This is a genomic window from Rubripirellula amarantea (assembly GCF_007859865.1).
Classification (GTDB): Bacteria; Planctomycetota; Planctomycetia; order Pirellulales; family Pirellulaceae; genus Rubripirellula; species Rubripirellula amarantea.
In genome coordinates this window covers 717,501-742,853 of the sequence record NZ_SJPI01000003.1, presented here as the reverse complement: position 1 = coordinate 742,853, position 25,353 = coordinate 717,501, and the positions used below count along the sequence as shown (strand labels likewise).

Annotated in this window: 20 protein-coding genes; 12 read left to right on the top strand and 8 right to left on the bottom strand. The window is 53.0% G+C overall.

What is annotated here, in order from left to right; genetic code table 11:
• The first annotated feature begins 5 nt into the window (after positions 1–5).
• Both Pla22_RS22845 and Pla22_RS22840 read left to right on the top strand, forming a co-directional pair.
• A complete protein-coding gene (locus tag Pla22_RS22845) occupies positions 6–245 on the top strand; it encodes a hypothetical protein (protein WP_146517081.1) in 240 nt (79 codons plus the stop codon).
• Positions 246–398: 153 nt separating this feature from the next.
• Positions 399–1,286 carry a nucleoside hydrolase gene (locus tag Pla22_RS22840; protein ID WP_165440801.1) on the top strand — a complete coding sequence of 296 codons (888 nt, stop codon included), beginning with the start codon at positions 399–401 and terminating at the stop codon, positions 1,284–1,286.
• A gap of 117 nt (positions 1,287–1,403) precedes the next feature.
• Here Pla22_RS22840 and Pla22_RS22835 read toward each other — a convergent pair whose 3' ends face one another.
• Both Pla22_RS22835 and Pla22_RS22830 read right to left on the bottom strand, forming a co-directional pair.
• Positions 1,404–2,144, bottom strand: a complete 741-nt coding sequence (locus Pla22_RS22835; RefSeq protein WP_146517079.1) for a dienelactone hydrolase family protein — start codon at positions 2,142–2,144, stop codon at positions 1,404–1,406.
• 344 nt (positions 2,145–2,488) lie between these two features.
• Complete coding sequence (locus tag Pla22_RS22830; protein ID WP_146517078.1) at positions 2,489–3,337, bottom strand: hypothetical protein; 849 nt, start codon at positions 3,335–3,337, stop codon at positions 2,489–2,491.
• A gap of 478 nt (positions 3,338–3,815) precedes the next feature.
• Here Pla22_RS22830 and Pla22_RS25425 point away from each other — a divergent pair, with 478 nt between their 5' ends.
• From Pla22_RS25425 to Pla22_RS22795, 7 genes are all read left to right on the top strand, one after another.
• A complete protein-coding gene (locus Pla22_RS25425; RefSeq protein ID WP_165440800.1) occupies positions 3,816–4,094 on the top strand; it encodes a hypothetical protein in 279 nt (92 codons plus the stop codon).
• Between the two features lie 505 nt (positions 4,095–4,599).
• Positions 4,600–5,676 (top strand): peptidase M42, encoded by a 1,077-nt coding sequence (locus Pla22_RS22820; protein ID WP_146517077.1) that lies wholly within the window; start codon positions 4,600–4,602, stop codon positions 5,674–5,676.
• A complete protein-coding gene (locus Pla22_RS22815; protein ID WP_146517076.1) occupies positions 5,673–6,461 on the top strand; it encodes a cysteine peptidase family C39 domain-containing protein in 789 nt (262 codons plus the stop codon). Before Pla22_RS22820 ends, Pla22_RS22815 begins: the two co-directional genes overlap by 4 nt.
• Positions 6,458–7,927 (top strand): RimK family protein, encoded by a 1,470-nt coding sequence (locus Pla22_RS22810; RefSeq protein ID WP_146517075.1) that lies wholly within the window; start codon positions 6,458–6,460, stop codon positions 7,925–7,927. Before Pla22_RS22815 ends, Pla22_RS22810 begins: the two co-directional genes overlap by 4 nt.
• Before the next feature lie 65 nt (positions 7,928–7,992).
• Positions 7,993–9,234, top strand: coding sequence for a carboxylate-amine ligase (locus Pla22_RS22805; RefSeq protein ID WP_146517074.1), 1,242 nt, complete (start codon positions 7,993–7,995; stop codon positions 9,232–9,234).
• Positions 9,231–9,959: an N-formylglutamate amidohydrolase gene (locus tag Pla22_RS22800; RefSeq protein ID WP_165440799.1), complete on the top strand. Its 729-nt coding sequence runs from the start codon at positions 9,231–9,233 to the stop codon at positions 9,957–9,959. The genes Pla22_RS22805 and Pla22_RS22800 overlap by 4 nt, the downstream gene beginning before the upstream one ends.
• 44 nt (positions 9,960–10,003) lie before the next feature.
• Entirely contained in the window at positions 10,004–11,359 is a 1,356-nt protein-coding gene (locus tag Pla22_RS22795; RefSeq protein ID WP_242632276.1) for an MFS transporter, read from the top strand.
• 6 nt (positions 11,360–11,365) lie between these two features.
• Here Pla22_RS22795 and Pla22_RS22790 read toward each other — a convergent pair whose 3' ends face one another.
• On the bottom strand, positions 11,366–13,126 hold the full coding sequence (locus tag Pla22_RS22790) for an endo-1,4-beta-xylanase (protein WP_165440798.1): 1,761 nt from the start codon (positions 13,124–13,126) through the stop codon (positions 11,366–11,368).
• A gap of 98 nt (positions 13,127–13,224) precedes the next feature.
• Here Pla22_RS22790 and Pla22_RS22785 point away from each other — a divergent pair, with 98 nt between their 5' ends.
• Positions 13,225–14,520, top strand: coding sequence for a M20 metallopeptidase family protein (locus tag Pla22_RS22785; RefSeq protein WP_146517071.1), 1,296 nt, complete (start codon positions 13,225–13,227; stop codon positions 14,518–14,520).
• 72 nt (positions 14,521–14,592) lie between these two features.
• Complete coding sequence (gene yaaA / locus Pla22_RS22780; RefSeq protein WP_146517070.1) at positions 14,593–15,366, top strand: peroxide stress protein YaaA; 774 nt, start codon at positions 14,593–14,595, stop codon at positions 15,364–15,366.
• Between the two features lie 29 nt (positions 15,367–15,395).
• On the opposite strand, the gene Pla22_RS22775 is transcribed toward yaaA, so the two are convergent.
• From Pla22_RS22775 to Pla22_RS25420, 5 genes are all read right to left on the bottom strand, one after another.
• Positions 15,396–17,198, bottom strand: a complete 1,803-nt coding sequence (locus tag Pla22_RS22775; RefSeq protein WP_242632275.1) for a TolC family protein — start codon at positions 17,196–17,198, stop codon at positions 15,396–15,398.
• Between the two features lie 59 nt (positions 17,199–17,257).
• The gene (locus tag Pla22_RS22770; RefSeq protein WP_146517069.1) at positions 17,258–18,607 is read right to left on the bottom strand and encodes an HlyD family secretion protein; all 1,350 of its coding nucleotides are present in this window, start codon (positions 18,605–18,607) and stop codon (positions 17,258–17,260) included.
• 50 nt (positions 18,608–18,657) lie between these two features.
• Complete coding sequence (locus tag Pla22_RS22765) at positions 18,658–20,775, bottom strand: ATP-binding cassette domain-containing protein (protein ID WP_146517068.1); 2,118 nt, start codon at positions 20,773–20,775, stop codon at positions 18,658–18,660.
• Positions 20,776–21,150: 375 nt separating this feature from the next.
• Complete coding sequence (ppc, locus tag Pla22_RS22760; RefSeq protein ID WP_146517067.1) at positions 21,151–23,916, bottom strand: phosphoenolpyruvate carboxylase; 2,766 nt, start codon at positions 23,914–23,916, stop codon at positions 21,151–21,153.
• Between the two features lie 388 nt (positions 23,917–24,304).
• Positions 24,305–24,472, bottom strand: coding sequence for a hypothetical protein (locus Pla22_RS25420; RefSeq protein ID WP_165440797.1), 168 nt, complete (start codon positions 24,470–24,472; stop codon positions 24,305–24,307).
• An 87-nt stretch (positions 24,473–24,559) separates the two neighbouring features.
• On the opposite strand from Pla22_RS25420, the gene Pla22_RS22755 reads away from it, so the two are divergent.
• Complete coding sequence (locus tag Pla22_RS22755) at positions 24,560–25,279, top strand: helix-turn-helix transcriptional regulator (protein ID WP_146517066.1); 720 nt, start codon at positions 24,560–24,562, stop codon at positions 25,277–25,279.
• Positions 25,280–25,353: the final 74 nt, after the last annotated feature.

The following is a 25,353-nucleotide window of genomic DNA, read 5'->3' as shown; positions in this document are numbered from 1 at the left end:
TCGCCATGGCGAGACCCAACCGTCGTCCCCTGCTTTCGTTTGTCACGTGCGTGCTAGGCATTATCGTGACATGGACGGTGATCTTGCCTTGGGTTTCCAGTCGTCCGGCAGTGCATCAGCGACTTGAATTTTTGGATCGTCGTGGTATCGATCCCAGCGCGATGTATTACACCGAATTAGACGTGATGGACGACATTTTGGATCGCCTCGAAGGGCGTCCGTATCGCGACGCAAAACAGCAATAGGATCTTGGCTTTCGTCCAATGAGTATCCACGAAAGTCGATTTCGTTTCGCAAAACGATTACGATGCCTGCATCCTCAGTCGATCTTCAACTGATCCTCCCTTCCCCCTTTCTCACCGAGTGGCCCTGCCGTGATATTCCCACGACTAGTTCTTTTGACTGTTCTTGGCGTACTTGTTTCTCATGACGCAATATCTGGTGAGGTCAAAAAGCCGAGGGTTGTTTTGGATTGTGATACGGCGAATGAAATCGACGATTTGTTTGCCATTGCGAGGATGATGAAGCAAGACGAATTGAATGTTGTTGGGCTTAGTTCGGCTCAGTGGTTTCACTACCTGGGGAATCCGAAATCAGTCGAGGCGAGTCAGCGTGATAACGAGGACTTGCTGCAAGTAATGAATGTTACCGGTTTGCCGATGCCACAAGGGTCGTCTGAGCCATTTGGTAAGCCTTGGGGTGGCGAGCAACCTAAGGATTCCCCGGCTGCGCAGTTCATCATCTCGCAAGCTAAGAAGACTCCGGATGGCGAGAAGTTGATCGTTATATGCACCGGAGCATCCACGAACCTCGCGTCGGCAATCAAACTCGCGCCTGAAATTGCACCCAAGATTAAAGCGTACGTTCTTGGGTTTGCGTATGATTTCGAAATGGGTGTTTGGAACAAATCCGAATTTAATGTCAGACGCGATTTAAATGCCGCTGACTACTTGCTCAATCATCTCGAGCTTGAACTTCACGTGATGCCGTTGGAAGTAAGCGGTCAGTTGAAGTTTGATCGGGATGACACGTTTTCGCGGCACGAGGCGATGGGTGAACTAGGGAAATACTTGACGCAGAAATGGAAATCCAAGTTTGAGGGCAGCGAGACGTGGGTTATGTGGGACGTCGCATTGGTCGAAGCGCTAATCCATCCTCACTTGGCATCCGAAAAGCAGGTCACGACGCCGCCGGAAAATCGAAAGCGAATGGTTTGGATGTACGACTCCATACAGGTTGATTCGATGAAGGACGACTATTGGCAAGCAGTCACGTCGAACCGTTAAGTGCCGAAGTCCCTGGCCTTACGCACCGCCTGGATGAAATTTGGCATCCAGGTTCAATCCGAGGTCGACTTCTTATGCGTTGGCAGTCAAACCAAGGTACCAGTATTCACGCAACCACTATTTCAAGCAGTTCGTGAATTGTTGGCAGGCCATTGAGTTGAGCAATTGAGCGAGTGCAGGGTCATACCGATGTCCTTCGTCTCGCATGAAGGCGTGCTCGCCGTTGAATTCATGCCACGTGAATCTTGTTTCTGCGGCGTTCATCGCATCGTAAATCAACCTTCGTCCTTCCACCGGGATGTGAGGATCTTGGCGGCCCCAGATCATCATTATCTCACCTTTAATTTCAGCAATGCGCTCAAGCGAATCGTCTGACATACCTTTGCCCAAGCTTCCTTTGTGAATATCCGTTGCGTAGAAGCAAACTGCGGTTTCCACTTCGGGATTCATTGCGGCGCGAAATGCAAGATGCCCGCCTAAGCAAATGCCCACCGCACCAACTCGCCCAGAGCATTGTTCGTCGTTAGCGAAGAAGTCGATCACTGCTCGTGCATCCGCATCGTAGCTGGCGAGTTCTTTAGTTGTTTTTAGCGAGTTTCCCCGCTCGGTACCGCTAGCGTCATACGCAAACGATTCGCCCGGTATGGTGAATTCATGATAGACGTCCGGGACGGCAACTAGAAAGCCATGTCCAGCGATCATTGCCGCCGTTCGTGCGATGGGACCAGTCATCTGGTAGATCTCAGCGAACAAAATGATTCCAGGGTATTTCCCCTTTCCATCAGGGCGGAAGAGGTGAGTTCGCATCGAGCCAAATGGTGTGTCCAAGTCGACCGATGAAAGCGGCTGTATTCGCATAGGTAGTCTCTGGGATTAGATCCGTGAATCGTTCCAAGCCTGAATGAAGGACTCGGTTCGTCATCTTACTGCGCATCAGCTAAGACGATGTCATCGTTGGTGAGTTCGTGTCTGTGACAGCTGAACCGATGAACCAAAGTAGTTGCCCAAATGTCGGTGTGAGTCGCGTTTCGGAAGAACGGAAGATTGCGTTTGCGTCGTTGAGCCAATTGATGCGTTGGCGCTCGCTAGAAAGTTTCCGAGAACGCTCTTGAACCAAAAACAACGGCTCGCACTAAAAAGCGCGAGCCGTTGACGAGGGGATACTGGATAGCAGATGTGGGGCTGCTGAATCAAATGGCAGCTTAGTATCGAACGATCAGGTCCATCATAAAGCGATCTTCGATCACGTCTTGAAAGTCCGTCAATGGGAACTCGTAAGCAATGCCGGCTTCAATGTTTCGTCGAGGTTTGAATTTCATCCCAACGTTTTGAGTGACCAAGTCGTTTCCATCAACACCGGTCGTTGGCAAGTTGAAAAGGTCTTGTCCGGCGACGCCAAGAGGCAATCCCGTGCTGGCCTCATCGGTCCAGTGCCACCAAGCTACTTCCGTGAACAGGTAAGCGCGATTGGTGACCTTGACGTCGAAGTGGTTGGACCAGTGAATCGAGGTTGACTGGACTTCGTCGTCAACAGGCAAGCGATATCCCACGCTGCTTAGCACGTGAGCGTTCCCGTCAAGCAAGCGTTGTCCAGCAGTGGCAAAGAAATGGAATTCGCCGTCGCCAACGCTTTGCAATGATTTGTCGCTGCCCATTGGGATTTCATACGTGAAACCAACTGAGGCAAGGGTCCCGCTTTGAACATCACGAAGCACGTTGTACTTCAGACCAGCCGAAACATCGGCGAACCCGTCATCGAGCAGCGTGTCCAAAGCGCCACCGGTGTTGTCGATGATCACACCGTCTTTGACCGCGATCAAGCTCAGACGCTCGGTAAGGGCGACGCGAAACTGCAAGGCAAACAACTGAATATCGCCACCGCCGAGGGAATCGGGGATCCGGTGGTTGACGAAAATAGGTCGCAACTCAGTGACGTTCCGAGGATCTTCAAAGAATACGAAGTTGATCATCGGGCTGATGAAGTCGTCGAAGCATTGGTCGCTGGGTTTGATCAAACCGCAGGTTCCGAATTGCTTCGTGATTCGACTCATGCAATCCGCTGCTGCGCATCCCGAGTCGCAACACGCACTGTCGCAACATCCACCGTCGCAACTTAGTTCATCACAACCATTCGACCCGCAGCCCATCCAAGTGCCGCATCCACTGTCGCATGCAGGTTCATCGCAACAACCGTATTGGGCCTGGGCTGAAACCGTTACGCTCGTGGCGAACGCGATGGCCACCGCAGCCATTGTTTGAAGCAAGTGTTTAGAGGTTCTCATCATATACCTTTGGTCGGTTCGTACTTTTCAGCCCCAACGATGTCACTGGAGAGACAACAAGCGTTATGTCAGCATCGCTGCTTGAACCTTTTCGGTAGAGCGCTGTCACACGCCTACGGTGCGAAAGCTGGACAACACGTTCCGCGCAAGCCGCATAGGTTGACCCGCAGTGAGCGGACCCGCACAAGTTGATTTCGAATCTCGAACATCGGGCCCCCAGAGTGTGCCGACCACGCACGGATGAGTCGTGATTGGTCGTAAAACACGAACGGGTCGAAAGACATTTTCTTCTCTCAATTTTTCGCAGCAGGCGGACCGATTGGCAGAACCGGAAGAAGTTATCAGCCAAATAGCAAGGCTAGGTGGGGGATCGCGGTTTCCAACCGAGGCAGCTCCCAAGACACCGACAACCGGATATGGAAACCGGGGCATGTCGGTCAGGTCGTTGGAGATCAAGACGCTGGAGATCAAGACGCTGGAGATCAAGGCGCTGGAGATCAAGACGCTGGAGATCAAGGCGCTGTAGATCAAGGCGCTGTAGATCAAGGCGCTGTAGATCAAGGCGCTGTAGATCAAGGCGCTGTAGATCAGTGGGGGCAAGGGGGCGCGGTGCAAAGTCCCCGTTCAAAGTCTCAGTGCAAAGACTCAGTGCAAAGACTCAGTGCAAAGACCTCGAAGAAGGGCCCAGTCGGAAGATTGAGTGCGTTGGCGTAGGGCATAACGTGCCGTGCCAAGGTGCCGTGCACTAGCACAACGCGATGGCTACGAGGTCGCGTTCCAACCCTTTGGCACCTGAACACATGGGGCGAACGAGGACACTCGTCGGTACCGGGGCAACCAATCGGTTCGTGGCGTTGGCTGTGAATCGAGCCCACGTGGTTTAGATTTCGGCGGTCTCGTCAACGATATGGAAGATTGTTCGCCGTGGCTCCTATTCCAAAATCACATTGGCTGTAATATGAATCCCGTCAGCGTTTCAATTTTGGACTGTTTGCCTCGAGAGATCGTCCAGGCTCCCTTTTGCTGGCTCAATGGAAAACACTCACCGCTCGCTCCAGTCGTTTTTGCATCTCTTGCGAGCTCTCGTTCGTGAGCCCTCTGTCGTTGGTATGGAGGACGCTTTTTTTCGCGTCCTGCGACGCGAGTTGGAAGAGTTTCCCGTCACGGTGACTCGATATCACGGGTTACTCGTCGTTCAAGGGAATAAACCCGAAAGCGCCTACGTCTCGGCTCACGTGGACCGTCACGGGTTGATGTGCACCGGTCCGCGGGAATTCCAGTACGCGGCATTCATTGCGGGTAACCGAGGCGAACTCAACGGCGATTCGATTTCCGAACAGTTCATGGAAACGATCGCGGGGCGATTTTATGGCCAGCGCGTCCAGGCTCATACGCCATACGCAGGTTCGTATCTGGGCCAGGGCGTGATAACGGAATCGTTCATTTGCCCTCGTCGTAAGAACCTGATATTCGAAATCGAAGGCCTCGACTTCCTGCAACCTGGAACCCCTGTTTCCTTCTTGGATCGTTTGAAAGAGGAAGATGGCCATATCTCGGCACAACTCGACAACGTTGTGAGTGTTGCGGTCGTCATTGAACTGATTCGTCGCGGGTTTCAAGGGACGGCTTTGTTCACGGCGGGGGAAGAGTCGGGACGGAGTTGGCGATATGCGGCGGAATGGTTCCAGCGGCGTGACGTGTCGACGGACCGGTTGATTGTTTTGGATACGAGTCCATTTCCGAACATTGAAGACTTGGCCGATCAAGACGTGGTGCTGCGTCATTGTGATTCCACCGCCAAGTTCGACCCAGGTCTAACTCAAAAGCTCGCTGATACCTGTGATCGAATGGGGATATCCTATCGATACAAAGATGACTATATCAACGAGTTAAACAAAACACGCGACAAGCCAAGTTCGTTGGGACGTACCGAACTAGGCCGGCTCATTTCCGCCTCAAACCTAACCATTACCGGCACTACGCTTCAGCTACCAACATCTTCGTATCACACTCAAACCGAGACAGCATCGATCTCAAGCGTTGACGCCATGTTGCGAGTGTTGTCGGCGATGGCGGGGCTTGGCAGTGCGGAACGTAGCCATCGATGACAACGCCTTTCGATGCCCGCGAGCATTTATTGGAGCTGGAAATCCAGCCTCAACCCTCTGAAACAAGCTGCGGGCCGACCTGCCTAGCGGCCGTCTACGAGTACTGGAACGCCACGGTTTCGTTGGATCAACTGATTCGCGACGTCGGCGAACTTGGCACAGGCGGAACCCTAGCAGTGAACCTTGGCTGTGACGCGCTCAAACGCGATTTTGACGTCGTCATCGTTACCTATAACCTTCAAATCTTTGATCCCACGTGGTTCGATGAGAATGGTGAAATGTTTTCAGCCGACTTTCTGGCTGAGCGGTTGCAGTTGCAACTTGAGGCCAAGCGAAACCAAATAGGCATTGATCAAGCTCGGCTGCAGGCGGCCACGGATGCCTACTTGCTGTTCCTTTCGCTTGGTGGACGCGTGCAGATGCAGCCGCTTGAAGAGTCGCTGATAGTTGATCTGCTTGCAGCTCGCGTCCCCATCCTTTGTGGCCTTAGTGCTACCTATCTTTATCAAGAATCCCGTCAACGGGCAGCCATCGTCGATGGTATCCATCGCAGTATTGATGATGACGTCATTGGCGATCCGATGGGACACTTCGTCGTGTTGCATGGTTACGATCCCGCGAAGCAAGTTGTCCTGATTGCCGATCCGCTACACCCCAACCCAATGGCACCGACGAACAAGTACCCAGCCATGTTATCGCGTGTGACATCCGCGATTTTGCTCGGTATCGTCACGTACGATGCCAACCTGATGACCATTCGTCCCAGAGAACCTATTCCTACATGAACGCAATCTTAGTCGCCGAAAATGGCGATGATTGGCTTGGTCCATTCTACGACGTCGAAACAGTTGACCCGCGTGACTATCTCGCGAGCAACGACGCTTCGCTTCGACGTGGAACCCGAATTTACAACTTAAGCCGTTCCTATGGCTACCAAAGCATTGGATACTACGTTTCATTGCTAGCCGAGGCACGCGGGCATCGGCCTTTTCCCGATGTTTCGACCATTCAAGACTTGCATGGATCGGCTGCTGTGCGATTGGTTCCACAGTCTCTAGAGGACTTGATCCAATCGTCCCTGAAGGGAGTCAGCAGCGACGAGTTCGTCTTAAGCGTTTACTTCGGAGCCAACTTCGCCAAGAAGTACGACAAGTTGGCTAAGGAACTCTACGGACTCTTTCAGGCTCCGCTGTTGTGTTTTCATTTCTCGCGTCGCAGCAAATGGCGATTGAGGAGGGCTTCCGCACTAGCACTGAATTCAATTCCCGAAGGCCACCGTGACTTCGTCGCCGACGCCGCGGCCGAGCACTTTTCGCGTCGTGCCTTCAGTCGTCCCAAGCGAAAGTCGGCTCGCTATGACCTAGCGATTTTGCACAATCCCGAAGAAGGTGATCTAGCGCCCTCGGACGAATCGGCGTTGAAGAAATTGGTGAAAGCTGCAGCGGCCGAGGGAGTATCCGCTGAACTGATCACTCGCCAGGACTCAGGACGGATTCTTGAATTTGATGCGTTGTTCATTCGCGAAACGACGGCAGTGAACCATCACACCTATCGCTTGGCTCGACGTGCCGAAGCCGCAGGCATGGTGGTGATCGACGACCCTTTGTCGATCCTTCGTTGCACGAACAAGGTTTACCTCGCAGAATTGCTCAATCGAGCAAAGATTCCCACACCTCAAACTTGGATCGTTCACCGACGAAACGCTGCTGAGATTGCCCAGGAATTTATGTTTCCCGTTGTACTGAAGCGGCCCGACAGTGCGTTTTCCCAAGGCGTCGTCAAAGCGGCTGATGAACAGGAGTTAAGTTCCCGGCTTTCCGAGTTTTTCGAAACGTCCGAGTTGGTGATTGCTCAACAGTACATGCGGACCGACTTTGATTGGCGGATTGGTGTCCTGGACGGGCGAGCAATATTTGCTTGCAAGTACCACATGGCAAAGGGGCATTGGCAGATCGCCAAGCACAATGCGGGCGGCAGCAAACCTCAATTTGGAAAAGCCGACACGCTGCCGGTGGAATTGGCGCCGCGAAAAGCCGTCGCGACAGCGGTGAAAGCGGCCAACCTGATCGGCAACGGTCTATACGGTGTCGACATTAAGGAAGCCGACGGTCAATTCTACGTCATTGAAGTCAACGATAACCCTAATTTGGATTCAGGAGTCGAGGACGCCATCCTTCGAGACGACTTGTATCGCCGAATCATGGAGTCCTTCGTGCGTCGAATCGAAGCCAATAAACAATCGAACTCATGACATTGTTGGCAAGATATTGCTTCTTCAAAACGATGTACGCAACCTTCAACTGAATCAACCGCCCCATGACTACTCAAGATCTAAAACTGTTCGAAGCTTTCGGCATCGAAATGGAATACATGCTCGTTGATCGAGATACGCTTAACGTGCGCCCTGTTGCTGACACGGTGTTGGCAATACTTGCCGGAGGACAGCTCGTCAGTGATTTTGAATCCGGTCCTATCACATGGTCCAACGAGCTAGCCCTACACGTCTTAGAACTTAAGACCACACTACCAGCGAAGAAGATTCGATCGTTGCCGTCGCAGTTTGAAAAAGCGATGGTTGATCTGCGCCCGGTTCTTGATCGGCTTAACGTCCGGTTGCTGCCTACGGCAATGCATCCTTGGATGAACCCTGCGATCGAGACAATTTTGTGGCCTCACGAGAACTACGAGATCTACCAAGCCTACGATCGAATTTTCGACTGTAAGTCGCACGGTTGGGCGAATGTCCAAAGTGTTCACTTGAACCTTCCTTTCGATGGCGACGAAGAGTTTTCTAGGTTGCATGCCGCGGTGCGGTTGGTGTTGCCGATCCTGCCCGCGTTGACCGCAAGTTCGCCCATTGTCGACGGCCAATACACCGGGAAGATGGACACTCGGATGCAGTACTATGCCGACCACTGTCGCGCGATGGGCTCATTGACCGGTCAAGTGATTCCAGAATCAATCTTCGATGAAGCGACCTATCGCCGCGAAGTGTTCGAGCCCATACAGCGTGACGTCAAAGTGCATGATCCCAGCGGTGTATTGCAGATTGACTTTTTGAATGCTCGGGGCGCGATCGCTCGGTTTGATCGCGGCAGCGTGGAATTGCGAGTGATGGATGTGCAGGAATACCCCGGTGCTGACGTCGCCATTTGTGCGGCGGTAACGGCGGTGGTGAAGTGGCTGGTCGAAGAGAACGTGTCCAGCCTAGAAGCTCAGCAAGCAATCGGGACGGCGTCTTTACGTGCGGTCCTAGATGACGTTTCCACGGATGCTGAAAATGCCGTCATCTCGGACAGCGCCTACTTAGCTACGCTTGGCGTGAACCGAGCGAGTTGTCGGGGTCGCGAACTGTGGTCCGAATTGCTTCATCGTGTTCGACGCGACGATTCTTCGCTCGCCACGTTGTACGCCCCGTTGGAGGTTATCGAAAACGAAGGGACTCTCGCGACGAGAATTTGCAAATCCCTCGGCGATGATTTTTCGCAGGAAGATCTCCACAACGTCTATGACCAACTCGCAGACTGCCTTGACCAATGGGAACCGTTCCAGCCGTGAGCCGTAAGCTCGCGAGCCGCCAAGATCGCGTATTTGTCGTGACTTGCGAGCATGCAGGCAACGATGTGCCGATGGCGTATTCGTCGGTGTTTGCGTCACCGCAAGCTCAAAAACTACTCTCAAGTCATCGTGGCTACGATCCAGGTGCGGTAGCGGCCGCCCGCCAGATTGCCGATCGCCTGGGTTGCGATCTTGATTCTTGCCAAGTGACTCGCTTACTCGTAGATCTCAACCGTTCGATTGAGAATCCCGAGCTGCTTTCAAAGTTCTCGCGACGTTTGCCAGCATCTCAGCAGCAACAAGTACTTCAGCAGTACTACTATCCCTACCGCAATCGCGTGCGTGATACGATTGCGGCGGCAATTTCAGTTGGAAGTCTTTTGGTCCACTTGTCCGTGCACACGTTTACCCCACGAATGAAAGGCAATTGGCGACCGATCGACGTGGGGTTGTTGTTTGATCCATCACGACCCGGCGAAACTAATTTTTGCGAAAGTTGGCGATTGGGGATGCTGAAGGTCCGTCCAAGACTACGTGTGGTCAACAATCAACCGTACGCGGGAACCGACGACGGTTTCACAACAGCATTGCGTCGACAGTTTTGCGAAAGCGAATATTTTGGAATAGAGATTGAAATCTCAAACCGCTTTTTTAAGCGTGATCCGATCCAGCAGCACTCTATCGTGGCTTCTTTGCTGGACCAGATTCCGTCGGATGGACGATAGTAGTACTATCGAACCTCCCTTCGCTATATTCGCTCTAGTTGTCCATGCACTGCGTCCCCACTACCAACAGTCAAGTTTCGTTTACTCACATCGACGGCGAGCAGCAAAACCTCCGACGTAGCATGGGGGATGCCGCGTGTTTTGGCGGGATGGTTGGCTGCGGAGAAACGTATTTTCCAGCCTTCGCGTTGGCGGTTGGCCTGGGGGAGACCGAAGCCGGATTGGTAGCAAGTTTGCCGCTGCTTGCTGGCGGGGCGATTCAGTTGATTTCACCCATTGCGATCCGCTGGATCGGCGGTTTGCAACGTTGGATTGTCTTAGGGGCAGCCATCCAGGCAATCACATTTATTCCACTCGCGTACGCGGCTTGGCGGGGTTCACTTTCCTTGCCGTTGCTTCTGCTCATCGCCTCGGTGTATTGGGCCGCCGGCTTGGCCACAGGCCCAGCGTGGAACACTTGGATGGAAACCGTCGTCGCCAAGGAGCGTCGCGTTCGCTTTTTCTCTAAGCGGTCACGCCTGCAACAAGTCTGCACGTTTGCCGGGTTGCTCTCCGCTGGCATGCTTTTGCAATGGTCATCGAACAAAGAACTAGGTCTGGAAGCTTTTGCTGCCATGTTTTGCATTGCCGGTGGGCTCAGGATTGTGTCGGCTGGCTTTTTACACCGAACCACATCGTCGGACAGCAACGCGGTATTACTAAGTTCATCCCCTAGCCGCGAAGCCACATCGCCGACCGATACGATCAGCCACACGGCCATTCGTTTGCTGATTTATCTAGTCTTCATGCAGGCGTTTATTCAATTAAGCGGTCCCTTTTTCGTCCCGTACATGCTTAAGCAATTGGAATTCGGCTACGGCACCTATGTTTTGTTGGTGTCATTGGCTTTCGTTAGCAAGGTGCTGACCATGTCCTTTTGGGGACGAGTTGCTGAACGAACCGGAGCCGTGAAAGTGCTTTGGATAGGTGGCCTCGGGTTGGTCCCGTTGGCATCGCTTTGGATTGTCTCGACCAACGTTTGGTGGTTGGGGTTCATTCAAATCATCAGCGGAATTGCGTGGTCGGCGTACGAGCTTGGGTTTTTCTTGATGTTCTTTGAAACGCTTCCGGCAAGCCAAAGGACTCGTTTGTTGACCTACTACAATTTTGCCAACACGTTGGCGATTTGTATCGGCGCGTTAGCGGGGGCTGCGATCTTGGCTTACTGGGGATGCCAGTTTGAAACGTACTATTCTCTGTTTGCGATCTCGTCGTTAGGACGTCTGTTGTGCTTGGGGTTATTGGTCGGTGTTGTCGTACCGACGCATCACCTGAAATCAATTGGGATGCGGATCTTGTCCGTCCGCCCCGGCGCAGGCAGTATTGTCAGCCCGGTGCTTGCTAGTGAAGAACGTTCGTGATGCATTTTAGGGAACGATCACTTGCACGCGAACAGGGACATCGTTGACTTCGATCGTCCGTGTCCATTGGTAGTCACCTTGTCGAATGGTGACCTCATGCATTCCTTTGAAGACGCGAGTGGTCCAATCGCCATTGGCACCGGATGATCCCGATTCGTGAGATAGCCACTGGCCAAGAACAAGATCGTCGAAGGCTTGGCTCGATGGAGTCGGTTCCCATTCTTCAGTCAGCAGATGTCCTCGAGGTTTCCACATGTCACCTTCCCAAAATCCCCACGCGACAACTCCTTTGACCGCCGGGTGACTAAAGCAAACCGTATAAAAGTCTCGCAGGTAATCGCCTCGTGCCTGCTTGTCGTCGATGTCCATGTCGAACTCGGTGATCATGATTGGGCGACCCAGGTTTGCTATGCGATCAAGGATCTGCAGCAGCCGTGGAGGAGCGGTCAATTCGCTGCCGAAGTGGCCCTGCAATCCGATCCCGTCGATGGGGGCTCCTTGCGCAACCAATTCATTGACTTGTTTTTCTAACGTGGCTTGTTCGTTCTCGGTGTGACCTCCGTTGGTGAGAATGACAGTCTCGTTGAGGTACAAATCACCCGAAGGCAGATGCTTTCGTGCTAACTTGAACCAGTCGGCGGCAACGCTTAACCCGCCTAGCTCCTGCATGAAAGTTTCGTTGAAACGAAGTTCATTGGTGACATCCCACTCGGTCACGCCGCGATCTTGGTAAGCGACGATCGCTCGTGGAATATGTTCGGCGAGTTTCGTTCGCAGTTCGGGTTTGGGAATGTCAAACCATTCCGGCGGTGTCGCCGTCCATCCCGGATACACCAACAGGTGGCCGCGAGCGGGGATACCTTCGTTCTGGGCCCAATCGGCGAGTTGGAAATAGTGCCTGCGATTCGTCTCGCTCAGCCATCCCCAGTTCGCTAAGTACGCAGGTAGCGTCACAAAGTTGTATCGTGACTTCACGGCCTCACGATACCGTTTTGCGTCCTCTGTGTCGCCGAGCATTTTGCTGCCGACAAATGTCCCGAAACGCCACGCATGCTTTTGCTGATTGATAGTAACCTCAGCACCATCAACTGGATTGCCGTCCGCATCGACCACAGAAACGCTAAGGTCCTGCTTGCGGATCTTTTCAATGCGTTGATTGGCTGCATCTCGCCAAGCTGCATCAAGGCTACGTCCCGTCCAATCGATTCCATCGAGGCGAAGCAGTTCGGGATCCGTATCCGCTGGATAGACCTCCATTTTCGCTCCGTAGAACTCAACCACCTGAGCCTTGATTCCCAAATGCACCGAAAGAATAAATTCGCCGGGTTCGAAATCGTTTGGGCTGACGACGCTGCGACGGAAAGTTCGCAGTTCGGTCGTCGGATGAACCTGCTCACCAACGCTGCCTTGTTTTTCTTTCACCGCAGATTCTGCGTAGACGCCGATAGATCCTTCGGTAGTGCGTTCTCCGGTGACACGCGTTTCGATTTCAAACACAACGAAGTCGCCTTTGCCCACCGGCTTAGTATTCGGTGGCGAATGGTGAAGCACACTCCAGTTCTTTTCACCTGCTTTCGCGATGTCGATGCGTATCGCTGTTCGCCCATCGACGCCTTTGATCAACGACTTCGAGGCATCGCCACCCAAATAAAACGTCAGATCATCCGAAGCGCCGTATTGAAGTACCGTGGCCGCGTCAGCAGCATCAGTGCGGCTGCCTAGGACGGCGAGAAGAGCCGTGACGATCAATGCGAGTTTAGTGTTCATGGGTGGTGCGGTGACAATGCTCGAGAATTGGTACAATCCAAGTTCTTGATTTTGGATTGCTGTGGATTCGGTTTTCGTACGTTCCAACTGGTGTTTACATGAGATTGTTTTGCTTAGTGCTAAGTATTGCTTGGCTGATAGAGTGCTCGACTGTTGTCGCAGTTGAGCCGGTGTCATGGTTTGATGATAACCGCGCCGAGCATCTGGAATTGTACCAGTGGTTGCATGCCAACCCAGAGTTGTCTCATGACGAAGCCAACACGGCGGCTAGACTTGCCGACACTTGGCGAGGATTTGGTTATGAGGTCACTGCCGGCGTCGGTGGTCATGGTGTCGTTGCAACTTTGAAGAACGGTGACGGTCCCACGGTGATGTTGCGCACTGACTTAGACGCGTTGCCGGTGACTGAATCGACTCCCCTGCCCTTTGCGTCCACGGTGACCAAGCAGACTGAAAGCGGAACATCGACTGGCGTGATGCATGCTTGTGGACATGATGTTCACATGACAAACCTTACGGCCGTCGCTGGCTTTCTTGCCGAGAATCAAGATCAGTGGGCCGGAACACTAATGTTGATCGGGCAGCCGGCGGAAGAACGTGGCGAAGGAGCAAAGCAAATGCTTGCCGATGGACTCTTCGAGCGATTTCCACGTCCTGATTTTGCATTGGCGATGCACGTCTCGGGAGACACCCCGACCGGGACTGTCTCGATCCGCCCCGGATTCTCATTGGCGAATGTTGATAGTGTAGACATCACGATGAAGGGGCGTGGCGGTCACGGCAGTGCTCCTCACACAACCATCGATCCGATCGCCATGGCGGCCGAACTCATCGTGTCGTTGCAAATGATCGTAAGTCGCGAGGTGGCTCCGATTGATCCCGCAGTCGTGACGGTTGGCTCCATTCACGGCGGCACCAAGCACAACATTATCGGCAACGATTGCAAGTTGCAGTTGACGGTTCGAAGCTACAAACCAGAAGTCCGCGAGAAGCTGTTGGCCTCAATTAAACGTCGAGCGTTAGCCGTCGCCCAGGCTCACGGAGCCGACCCACCTGAAGTGACGTATAGCGAAGGAACTCCGTCGCTTCGCAACGATGATGAACTAGCCGCTCGGATGAAGGTTGTTTTTCAGCGAGTGCTCGGGGAGGACAATATCATCGACGACGAACCGTCGATGGGCGGCGAAGATTTCAGTCGCTATGGTATCGCAGGTGTACCGATTTTGATGTACCGAGTCGGTTCGGTGAATCAAGCACGACTCGACCGGTTTGAAAAGCTCGGCATTCCAGCTCCCTCTCTGCACTCGGGCGTTTACTACCCCGATGCCGAGGAAACGTTGGAAACGGCGTTCAAGGCAATGACGTTTGCGACGCTCGAATTGATGGCACCCTGATCGCGAAGGGGTGACGGGCTGCTATGATTCCGCAAACCGTTTTACTTCCTAGTGTGATGTTGCTTCATTGACATGCTCTCGATTCTTTCGCCCGCCAAAACGCTCGACTTCGATTCACCCTCACCCGTATCAGGGGCTACCAAACCGGCACTAATAAAGGATGCTGCCGAGATCGTCGAAGTGCTGAAGGAATTGACGCCTCCAAGGCTGGCGCAATTAATGAGCGTTAGTGCAAAATTGGCTGACTTGAATTATCAGCGGTACCAAGATTGGGAGGCCCCGCATCCCAAACTCGGTAGCAAGGCCGCCCTATTTGCGTTCCAAGGCGATGTTTATCGTGGGCTTAAGGCTAGCGCATGGACCAAGTCTCAAGTGGCCTACGCCCAGGACCATTTGAGGATCCTTTCTGGCTTGTATGGAATCCTGAGGCCGCTCGATCAAATTCTTCCCTACCGTTTGGAAATGGGAACGTCGCTGAAAACATCACGCGGCAAAGATCTCTATGCGTTTTGGGGGACGTTGGTTGCCAACCAATTGCAGCAACAGATCGAGGCCAGCCAATCGAAAATACTGTTGAACTTGGCTTCCCAGGAATACTTTAAGGTCGTGGACCGAAAGACATTGCAATGCCGCGTAGTCTCGCCAGCATTCAAGGAATACAAGAACGGTGACTATAAGGTCATTTCCATATTCGCGAAGTTGGCGCGAGGTGAAATGGCCGCTTGGGTGATCAAACACAAAGTGAAGACGTTGAAGAAATTAACGCGGTTTAGCGAAGACGGGTATCGCTACGATGCGGATCGATCAACTGACGAGGTGCCCGTTTTTGTTCGTGGCGGTCATTAAACAGCGTACACGTATCAAGTGAACGCGGGTCAAGCGTCTTCTTCGGGATCTTGGTCTTCAGGTTGGTCTGAATTTTCAGGCGGTTCAGGTTCCTGGCCAGTAGGCCGGTCTCCGGCCGATCCAGCTTGAGGAAGGTCGCTCGGCGGTAACGACGAAACGGTCATCGCTTGCTCAAGCGGATCAATGCCGAGTGCTATTTGAAGTGCTGCGAGTGATGTGAACCAAGTCTGTTGAGCCTCAACCAATTTGATCTCGGTCTCATTAACCTTGGTTTCAAGCAGGTTCAAATAGATCAAGTCGATCTTTCCACGTTCGAATGCGAAGCGGTACCGATCAAGCGTTTCCAAAGCTGCTTGAAGTGAAAGTTCGCTTTGTCGTACGATTTGGGTGGCCAGTTGCAGAGAGTTATTTTGAACTTGAATCTCCGCACCTATTTTGTTGCGTACCAGGCGGATCTTTTCGTTGATCTGTTGGATCTTGCCAGCGGTCGACTGTAGTTTTCCGCGAGCCTTGCGACGTTGAATCGGGACCTCGCTTTGAAATCCAATGACAAGTTCAAACTCACCTTTGTCGTCTGCCTTGGTGGCCGGTTCGCCCATGTCTTGCGATGCTTCCGAGATGAAGTCAAGGCGAGGCAGCATCTGGTTGCACGCTAGTTGTCGTTCCAAGTCCACTTGTCGCACCTCGTATTGCAAGACTTGTGGTTCGGGGCGTCGGGCCAACGCTAAAGCGAATTCAGCTTCAAAATCCATCGGCTCAGGTGCGACGATTTGAGGAAACTGCTTGGGAAGCCATTGAGCGGAAGGCACGAGTGGGCGGCCAGCGTCATCACGTAGATACAAACTGAGTTTGAATGAGGTTGCTTGAAACTTTTGCTCTGATTCGAGTTGCTTGGTACGGCGTTCTGCGATGAGTTGTTGGTTAAGGATCAAATCAATCTCGGCAAATTTGCCTGCTTTGACGCCAGCTTCGTACTGCTCCCCGCGCAGTTCCGCCAACTCAAGGAGTTCTCGTTGCGCTTCCAAGAATGCGCCCGTAGCGACCCATTCCCAATAGGCGGCGGTCGCTTCACGCGAGATTTCCAGAATGGATTGTTGCACCAGCGGACCGACGGCCTGTTGGGCTAGCCGAGCTTGGAAAACTGCCACTCGCTCAGCGTCGATGGCCCTACCTTGCAAGAGCGCTTGATTGAACGCGACTTTGAACTCGCCTGCATCGTCGGTCTGACGTTCCTTGTACCAGGGCTGATAGTATCCTCGCCCGATACGATAGCCGGCTGAAACGTAGCCACCCCACCAAGTTTGGCGTGCAACACCCAATCCGTTTCGAGAGTTCCTGTAGAAACCCGTCGGTTCGGTCAATGAGAACGCTTGGAACTTAGTGTCGTACGATCCGTATGCCGAAGTTAAATTGCCACTAGCAACTTGGCCTTCGATTCTCGCACGGTTGATTTCCGGATAGGAACGATACAGACTCGCGACCACGTCTGCGAGAGACAGTGGGGGCTCGTTAGCAGTCAGTTCAGGCGTAGCAGTTGGATTGCCTGACGATGAAAAACCATCGGTCGGTTCCCGAGAAAGCGAGCTGCCGGTCGTCTCACTGGAACTGCGCCGTGAAGGTGTTGGCTCAGAGGCTGGCAATTCTTCGAAATCGGATGTCTCTTGATCCGCGACAAGGTTATTGGGCCGGTCATTTCCGACTTCAACTTCAACAGGTTGAACGTTTTCGTCTTGAGCTGTTTGGATTGACGAGTCGAAGTCATCCTCGACGGTCATCAAGAACTGGGCAAACGTTCGTGCTTGCGGTGTGGTTCCGGATTGCGCACTCGCCAAACCACCGCATCCAAGGCATGAATAGGCGAAAACTAAAGAAGCAAAAATGAAGGGTTTGCCTAAAGCTTTGGCAGCTTGACCTTGTTTGCTTTTTCCTTCGAGTTGCCCGGTTCGTCGGTGGCAACGGTTGGCGGAAAACCGTTCAACTGACGCCATACTTCGTAACCCAATGGAACACGCTTGAGCAGCACCCATCCGTTGGCGCGTACTCCCTGACGAAGATATCGGTCATCCGGCCAGCCGTCCTCGCGTTCAAAGTGATTATCAGGGGTGACAACCACGCGGAAATTTCCTTTGCCATCATCAGTTGGGAAGACTCGGTTGACTTTTCCGCCGAACGTACCGACCGCGACCGATGGCCATCCAGCGAACTGGACAGCCGGCCAACCCTCAAACTGCAGCCGGACTCGGTCGCCTTCTTGAATCAAAGGCATGTCGTTTCCGCTGACTCTCATTTCGACTGCCAACTCATCGGCATCAGGAACGATCACAAAAAGTTGATCGCCTTCTTTGATCGTGTCGCTACCCTCAACACCAAACCACTCTTGGATCTGGCCCGTTCGTGGGGCTCTGATTTCCAAACGATCGAGTTCGCCGCGCTTGTTCCGAAGGTCGAGGATCTCTTTCTCGATCGTATTGATTTTCTGCATCGATTCCAAAATCTTCTGACTTGCGGTGCGATTCTTGATGTCGATTTCTTGCCGTTTCGATTCGATCTCTTCCTCTTTCGATAGAAGCGAGGCGTAGAGTTCTTGGACGTAGTTTTCGGACTTTAGCACCTTGGCTCGAGCTGACTGAGCAGCTTTTCGCTTGGAAAACAATTCTTCTCGTGAAACTAAACCTTGCGATGCCACTTCTTCAGCGATTCGAAGCTGATTGTCCTTGTCCTCAAGTTCCGCTTGCAGGGCGGTGACTTCGTTCTTAGCTTGTTCCCACTTTTGCTTGGCAGCCTCGTAATCCTGTTTCAAGGATTCGTTCAGGCTGTTGCCGCTGCTGACCTGCAATGCCGCTGCTTGCTTGGCGACCTCGAGACTCGAAAGTGCCGAAGCTTCTTTCGATTCCATCGCAATGATTTGTGTTTCCAACTGAGACACTCCATCAGCGGAAAACGGAGTCAGCCGCAACAGCAACTCGTCCTTCTCGACGAAGGAGCCCTCACGCAAACCAGGTTTGACATAGCTGACAACGCCTTTGGACGGACTTCGCACGGGTTGCGGTCGTTGTTGAGGATCGATTGCCACTACCGTTCCTTCGCCGCGAGCGGTTTGTCGCCACGGAACGAAGATCATTGCCACGATAAGGCTTGCTAACAATAGAAAAGTTAGACGACCCACGGCGCGCATCATGCGACCGGTGCGAACCATTTGCATGGCTGGGAAGTCGTCGGATGTTTTCTTGATTTCGATCATAGGACTTGAGCAGGACTCGAATAGGATTGAGCAGGGCTCGAATGGTTCAACTACGTTTGGCGTACGAAGATTTGGGTCTCGCAACGATCGGCAATCGCTTGAACGTTCGTTCCCACGATCAACGTCCAAGGCTTGTTTTTATCGATCAGCGCATCAAGAATTCTGCTCTGCACGTCGGTCGAGAGTCGGTCAAGGAGTCCGTCAATGACAACAACTTTGGGTCGAACGACGATTGCTCGCGCGATCAGCAGTTTGATTTGTTGGCTCGTCGAGAGCGGGAATCCACCTGTTTGTAAATGCGTTTGCAAACCGTTGGGCAACTTCAGGATTTCTTCGGTCAAACAAACTTGGTTCAGGACTTCCCGAACGTGATTTTGGTTGATGTCGGGACGTCCCAATCCAATGTTGTCTAGCAGACTTCCGTTGAAAATCTCAAGGTCGCCGGCATAGCCGACTAAACGATTGTCGCGGGCCGCAGAAGCCTCGCTGCAATCGAACTGGTCAATCTGAATCAAGCCACTTGTGGGCTTGCATAGTCCAGCGATCGAACGAGCCAAATCGCTGCGTCCATCCACGTCATCACCGACAAGTGCTACTTTCGATCCCGCTTCGATCACCGTGCTTCGGATCCGTGAGGACGAAGATGCTCGCTCGAACACCAGATCATTCCATCGCACTGCTATCGGCCCCGAGTTCAAGCTACCGATTTCTGTGCGGGGATCGGTCGGGATGTCGACAAGATGACCCACTTTATCGATACCCGCCATCAAGTCATAAAACTTCTCGAGCGACTTTCCTGCCTTTGCAAATGCACCGACGACGGCGGTAACGACAAGCTCACTGGCGACGAGTTGCCCAAGTGTCAGTTGTCCATCGATGACCAACCATCCTCCCATCGCAAGCACTGCTGTGGACGCAATGACTTGCAGTCCAATCGCAAACGATGTTTGTCGAATAACCACGCGAAATTGACGACGCCGCGCGTAGATGTACTCGGCCGTCAATTGGTTGGCTCTCTCGATCGCAAGCGATTCACCGCCACCTGTCTTAAACGCACTCGGCGACGCGATCACGTCCTGCAACCAGTGGGCAACGCGGTACTTTGTTCGCGATTCATCAATTGCGGTTCGAATACCACTGCGACCAAGAATCCACGTCATTCCGATCATCGTAATGATCAGTACGATATCGAATCCCAGCAGGTAGGGGTGGTAAAACCCTAACAGCAACAAGCCCAATAACGTCGTCAAGGCAATGCTCAAACCGTCTAGCAATAGCATCGACGTCGCCTTTTGAATCGTCATGATATCGAAGACACGATTCGCTAACTCTCGCGGGTATTCGTCAATCAGTGCAGGTTGATGCGCTCGGGGGAAGCGATGCGCCAGATCACTGACAATCCGGACGAATTGGCGACGTTGGATTAATTCCACGGCAACGGTCTGCAGGATACGAAGCAGTCCTGCGATTCCAAGGCAAGCCAAAAGAATAGCGCCCAGCACGATCAATGGTTGCAGATACGTTCCCCAACTTACGACGTTCACCAACGATTCGACCGCAAGCGGAGTCGCGAGCGTTAGCAGACCCGAAACGAATCCGAAAAGAGCGACCGTCAGGATGTCTCTGCGTTCAAGGTAGAGCAGCCCAATGAATCGCTTCAGCGGTGACGCGTGGACGTGATGGGATTCATCATGCTGGTGCCCCGATGTCGATGAAAGGGCCTCGCATTCAAGTTCTTTCTTAACGACAAAGATTCGGGTTCCCTGATCGACCACAAGCCAGCGTTGCAGTTTGCCTCGGCTGATTCGCTCCGTCGATACATGTTCATTGATCAGAACGGTTTCGAGTTTGCGTCCCGTGAGTCGTTCGACCACGGCGAAGGACAAGTCGGCGAATGCTACAACCACCGGGTAGCCTTCGGCGACAAACTCGATCGCTTCCTCCACACTTTCAAAGCGAACTTCCTTGGCGAAGATTCCGAATTGTTCCGCGTTTGCTAGGAAGCTGTGCAAAGGGTCAAGTGATTGTTCGCTTTCGGAATCTTCGCTGGTGACAAACTTTGAGCGTTGCACCGGAATTTCAAGTGTCATTCCGAGTTGCGATAGCAACCGATAGATGGTTTCCCCGTCTGGTCGGGGTAAAGCGGTGATGGAATCAGATTCATGCATGCTCATCTCAGTGGTGTCTGTCGTGAGCGTTGCCAAGAAAGTCGGCCAAGATGGGAATCATACTTTGCGTAGATTGCTCTTCCGCCCGCAGATGTGTTTTCGGACCGGACCATACTCATCATCACCGATTTGCATCGTCCTACGATCAGATCCGAAATCAACTTTGGCGCAGCCCCCGTAATCGTCAGAAAGCATTCGATTGGATAGCGAAAAATATTGCGTTCTGCGAGTTGCATTCCCTCAATCGAGTCCTCGACGGACATTCGGTCAAAAGTGCTACCGCCGATCCATTTGCTACATTTGGGAAGCTTTGCCTAGTGTAGGTAACTTGACAAGTCCCGCACGCCATTTCTCGCGGATCCTTCGACCCACGCGCTAGCCGCTAGTCCGCATTCCTGCAGCGATCCCATTGATGGAAAGTCGAGTCAACTGACGCAGTTCCGCCGAGTCCGCTTCGTTGGACGGGTCAGCGGACTGGCCTCGCCGCAAAAGTTCCACCTGAATCATATTCAGTGGATCAATAAAGCGATTGCGTACACGAATCGACTCCTTTAACCAGGGGGTCCCGTCGAGCAATTCCTGCTGGTTCAGCACGGCCAAAATCGAACGGCAGGATGAACGGTATTCATCAGCCACCATTGCCGCAATGGTTTGCAGCGCGTCTTGGCCTTCCGCCAAACTGGCGTATTCACCAGCGATCTTCAGGTCTGATTTGGCCAAAGCGAGTTCTGCATTATCGATCAATGCGCGGAAGAACGGCCATTCCTTGTACATCGCTTGCAAATCACTTCGGCGTTGGTTGTCATCAAGCAAAGGAGCCATAGCGGTTCCGATGCCATACCACGCAGGAATCAAACAACGCGATTGCGTCCATGAAAATACCCATGGAATCGCTCGCAAGTCCGCTAGGCCGCCATCGGGTTTGCGACGTGAGGGACGGGAACCGATTGGCAGTTGCTCGATCTCTGAAATCGGTGTGACCTGGCGAAAGAACTTCACGAAACCGGGTTGTTCAAGCAACTCGCGATACTTCGCGAAGGAGCGATCAGCCAGTTCGCTCATCGTTTCGTACCACTGTTCGGAATCCAGCGACTTGGTCGCTCCGCCAGCCAGCAATGACGACCAAACCACCTGCTCGAGGTGCCGGTGCGCGATGGCAGGATCGTCGTAGCGATCTGCTAATACTTCGCCCTGTTCTGTTAATCGCAGGTTTCCGTGGAACGTGCCGCTTGGCAGAGACAAAATACTTCGGGCCGCCGGGCCACCGCCACGGCCAAGTGACCCTCCGCGACCGTGAAAGAATGTAAGTTCGATTTGGTGCTCGCTTGCAATCTCGACCAGCGCCTGTTGCGCCTGGTGTAGTGACCAGCAAGCCGACAAGTAGCCACCGTCCTTGGTGCTATCGGAATAACCTAGCATGATCATTTGACGATCACCCTGGCGACGCAACAGTTCACGGTAGGCAGGAATCGAGAGCATTCCCGACAAGATCGAGGGCCCGGCTTGTAAGTCACCAATCGTTTCAAGCAGTGGCACGATCGGCAAGCAACTTTCGGCTTGATCTGGGTCGGATTCTTCCGTCGTCAATTGCCACAACCACAAGACCGTCAAGGCGTCACTGGGGGTGCTGGTCATGCTAATCACATGAGTACCAATCGCGGCCATAGAATACGTGCGAGCGATCTTGTGCAGCGTTCGAAACAACGCAATTGTTTCAAGCGTCATTGCCGATGCACCGTCGAGGTTCGGGACCTTTTCGCCGAGCGAGCTTGTCAATGCTTCGCAACGTCCTGATTCATCCAAGCTTTCCGGGGCGTCGCTCCATCCACCACGTTTGAGTAGTTCGTTGACGACTTCGGTGTACACCGCCGCGTTTTGTCGAACATCGAGCTTAGCCAAGTGCAAACCGAACGTATCAATCTGGCTTTGCCACGCTTTCACATCGGACGTGACGTAGCGGCTTCCGGGAAGGTCACGCAAAACGGTCTCGATCAGAGCCACGTCGCCAGCAAGTTGGCACGCTGAGTCATACGCTGCACCATCGCTGCTTTGGCCATCCTGATGTTCCGCTTGAGCTTCTGATTGGGCTTCCGATTGCTCCAAACGCCAACGAATAATGGAAAGCCAGCGTCGGCACCATTCGCCAGGTGGCAATTGCTCAAGTCGACTGCTCAGCTCAGGAAAGCTTGACGTCATGCGCTGAATCGCATCGGTGATTCGCGGGTCGACGGGAACTTGGCGATCCGAGAGGCTAAGCGAGTCGAACAAACGATCACACGTGGCAAGATGAAACTTAATTGCTTCGCGACGCAGCCAAGAAAAAGTTTCTTCGGTGACGTCCGCTGTCACGCCGGGGTGGCCATCGCGATCCCCTCCGATCCAAGATCCGAATACTACAAACGGACGTTTGCGAACCACTTCGTCGCCGTAGTTCGCCGCAAGGGCCGAATCCAACTCGGCTGTAATGCGAGGCACCTCGTTCCACAATACTGGCTTGATCGACAATCCTCGCGCGACCTCCTGCATCACCGTCGGTCGCCATGGTCGGATGAAATCCGTTTGCCAAAGTTTCGCGATCTCGGCGCGGATCGCATGTTCGGTTCGCTCGTGGTCGCGTGGTGTTTGGTCTGAGTTGTAGTCTTGCATCAAGTGCCGGATGGTTCGCAATTTATTGCGGACCGAACGCCGCTTGGCATCGGTGGGGTGGGCGGTGAACACGAGGTCCACGAGCAAGTGGCTGATCAACGTTTGAACTTCGTCGGCTGACTTCCCTGAGGCCTTCAATTCAGCAATCGCTGCCCGAATCGACTCGCGTCGCGGATTGGGGTACGCCTCGGTGGCGCGATCGTTGAGAACCTGTACTCGCCGGCGATCCTCGACCAAGTTGAGCAAATCTAAGAAGATTGTGAATGCACGAATCACCACCCGCATTTGCTCGGGATCAAGTTCTGCGACAAGCGTTTTCATTTGCTCGTCCGCGTTTGCTCGGCCAACCCGACGATCCCAGGCAGCCCGTCGCAATTTTTCGACGATATCCAAGGATTCTTTTCCGGCAAATTCTTCGATGGTGTCACCGAGGACGGTTCCTAGGTATCCGATTTCCCGGCGTAGATCGTCTGATGTGGATGTGGTCATATTCATGGTTTCAAATCTGCTGATCGTAGAGGTTTGCTCGCCATTATTAGAACTTCACCGAATGATGGCAGGGTACGGGCAGGAGTCGGTACGACACTTTTTTGCGGCAGCGGTAAAATCTTCGCCCTCAACAGCACTTTGGGACGCTGACTAGTCGACGAGATTTCTTCGGGCCAATCTTTACGCGTAGTTTTTGGTCCGAAACTAGTCGACCAGATGCTAAATGGCCAGCATTCCATGGCCAGCAATCATGCATGGCCAGCCATCAATGGGACATCGTTCAAGTCCAGAGACGTTGGCCGCGGGTGACGGTTGTGGCTGGGCGGATAAAATAATGGGCGGCGGAGCCTGTTGCGATCTCGCAACGAAGAGCTGCTGAAGCGTTCTCTCCGTTCTAATCCTTGTCTTCCCACCCTCTTTCCACCAATTCCAGGTTGTCAGGGTTAGCCGATGAGTACTTATTAAAGGGGGCGTTGTTGTTCAGAGACTCCGCCACAAAGTCAATCGCCGTCCCATGGCCAATTGCATCGATCACGCGTACATCTAACCAAAGGTGTAGCATTCCTGTTAAGCTGTGCGCGATAGGACTAATCGAACCCAGCGGCGGACACGCTATTTCTACTGTTGATGGTTAGTAAGGGTGCACTCCATGAGCGAAATACAACAACCGATAGATTCAGAGCGGACGCTCGTTCGTTTCGCCGATGACCTCGAGCGAATCTTCCAGAGCGCCATGCGTTGCCTGGACGAAAAGATTCCCTTTGATGAAGGTCTAAGGGATGAGAATCTATCGGTGTATATCAAGTCATCGGAAACTCGCATTCTTTACTTCAACGAGTCGTACCGAATGGTTTTTGCCAGCGAGTCACTTCCTACGGGGCGGCTATCTAAGGCTTATTTGCAAGACTCAGTGATCCCAATTTCCTTAGCGTCCGACGAATTAATCCTAGCGGGATGCACCACGGCAATTTTTGACCACTTCGGTCACGATTCCGAGGGCAAACCGGTGATGCTTCGCACGGGAAAACGCTCGCTTCGGTCCATGGCGCACCCTTCCTTTGCGATTTTGGGGGTGACCGAGGTGATTGAATTGCTTCCTGAAGAGGCACGCCGGTCGGCTAAATCAGCCGAACTGACTGCCAAATGGAATCTGTTCTCGAAACTTTCCGACGAAGACCGTTCCCTTTCCATCTTGTTGGCCCAAGGGTTAACGCCAAGCGAGATTGCGGAACAGCGTTCGGTAAGCAAACGCACGATCGAAAATCACCGCACTCGCATCTTGCAAGATTTACGATTGGATCAGCAAGTTGACCTGATCAAATTGGTCGTTCGGCTGCAAGAAAAGGGATTTGCGGATTTCGGAGTCTGACGGATTGCAATCGCGTCCGCTATGGCTTCGGATGGCTGCAAACTATCATAGGTTGGGTTACCGCCGAGTCTTTT

Excerpts from the sequence above, each read along its gene's own strand:
- Pla22_RS22845 (WP_146517081.1), top strand. The coding sequence starts at position 6 with ATGGCGAGACCCAACCGTCGTCCCCTGCTTTCGTTTGTCACGTGCGTG.
- Pla22_RS22835 (WP_146517079.1), bottom strand. The coding sequence starts at position 2,144 with ATGCGAATACAGCCGCTTTCATCGGTCGACTTGGACACACCATTTGGC.
- Pla22_RS22830 (WP_146517078.1), bottom strand. The coding sequence starts at position 3,337 with ATGAGTCGAATCACGAAGCAATTCGGAACCTGCGGTTTGATCAAACCC.
- Pla22_RS22820 (WP_146517077.1), top strand. The coding sequence starts at position 4,600 with ATGGAAAACACTCACCGCTCGCTCCAGTCGTTTTTGCATCTCTTGCGA.
- Pla22_RS22815 (WP_146517076.1), top strand. The coding sequence starts at position 5,673 with ATGACAACGCCTTTCGATGCCCGCGAGCATTTATTGGAGCTGGAAATC.
- Pla22_RS22810 (WP_146517075.1), top strand. The coding sequence starts at position 6,458 with ATGAACGCAATCTTAGTCGCCGAAAATGGCGATGATTGGCTTGGTCCA.
- Pla22_RS22805 (WP_146517074.1), top strand. The coding sequence starts at position 7,993 with ATGACTACTCAAGATCTAAAACTGTTCGAAGCTTTCGGCATCGAAATG.
- Pla22_RS22795 (WP_242632276.1), top strand. The coding sequence starts at position 10,004 with ATGCACTGCGTCCCCACTACCAACAGTCAAGTTTCGTTTACTCACATC.
- Pla22_RS22790 (WP_165440798.1), bottom strand. The coding sequence starts at position 13,126 with ATGAACACTAAACTCGCATTGATCGTCACGGCTCTTCTCGCCGTCCTA.
- Pla22_RS22785 (WP_146517071.1), top strand. The coding sequence starts at position 13,225 with ATGAGATTGTTTTGCTTAGTGCTAAGTATTGCTTGGCTGATAGAGTGC.
- yaaA (WP_146517070.1), top strand. The coding sequence starts at position 14,593 with ATGCTCTCGATTCTTTCGCCCGCCAAAACGCTCGACTTCGATTCACCC.
- Pla22_RS22770 (WP_146517069.1), bottom strand. The coding sequence starts at position 18,607 with ATGATCGAAATCAAGAAAACATCCGACGACTTCCCAGCCATGCAAATG.
- Pla22_RS22765 (WP_146517068.1), bottom strand. The coding sequence starts at position 20,775 with ATGCATGAATCTGATTCCATCACCGCTTTACCCCGACCAGACGGGGAA.
- ppc (WP_146517067.1), bottom strand. The coding sequence starts at position 23,916 with ATGAATATGACCACATCCACATCAGACGATCTACGCCGGGAAATCGGA.
- Pla22_RS25420 (WP_165440797.1), bottom strand. The coding sequence starts at position 24,472 with ATGCTACACCTTTGGTTAGATGTACGCGTGATCGATGCAATTGGCCAT.
- Pla22_RS22755 (WP_146517066.1), top strand. The coding sequence starts at position 24,560 with ATGAGCGAAATACAACAACCGATAGATTCAGAGCGGACGCTCGTTCGT.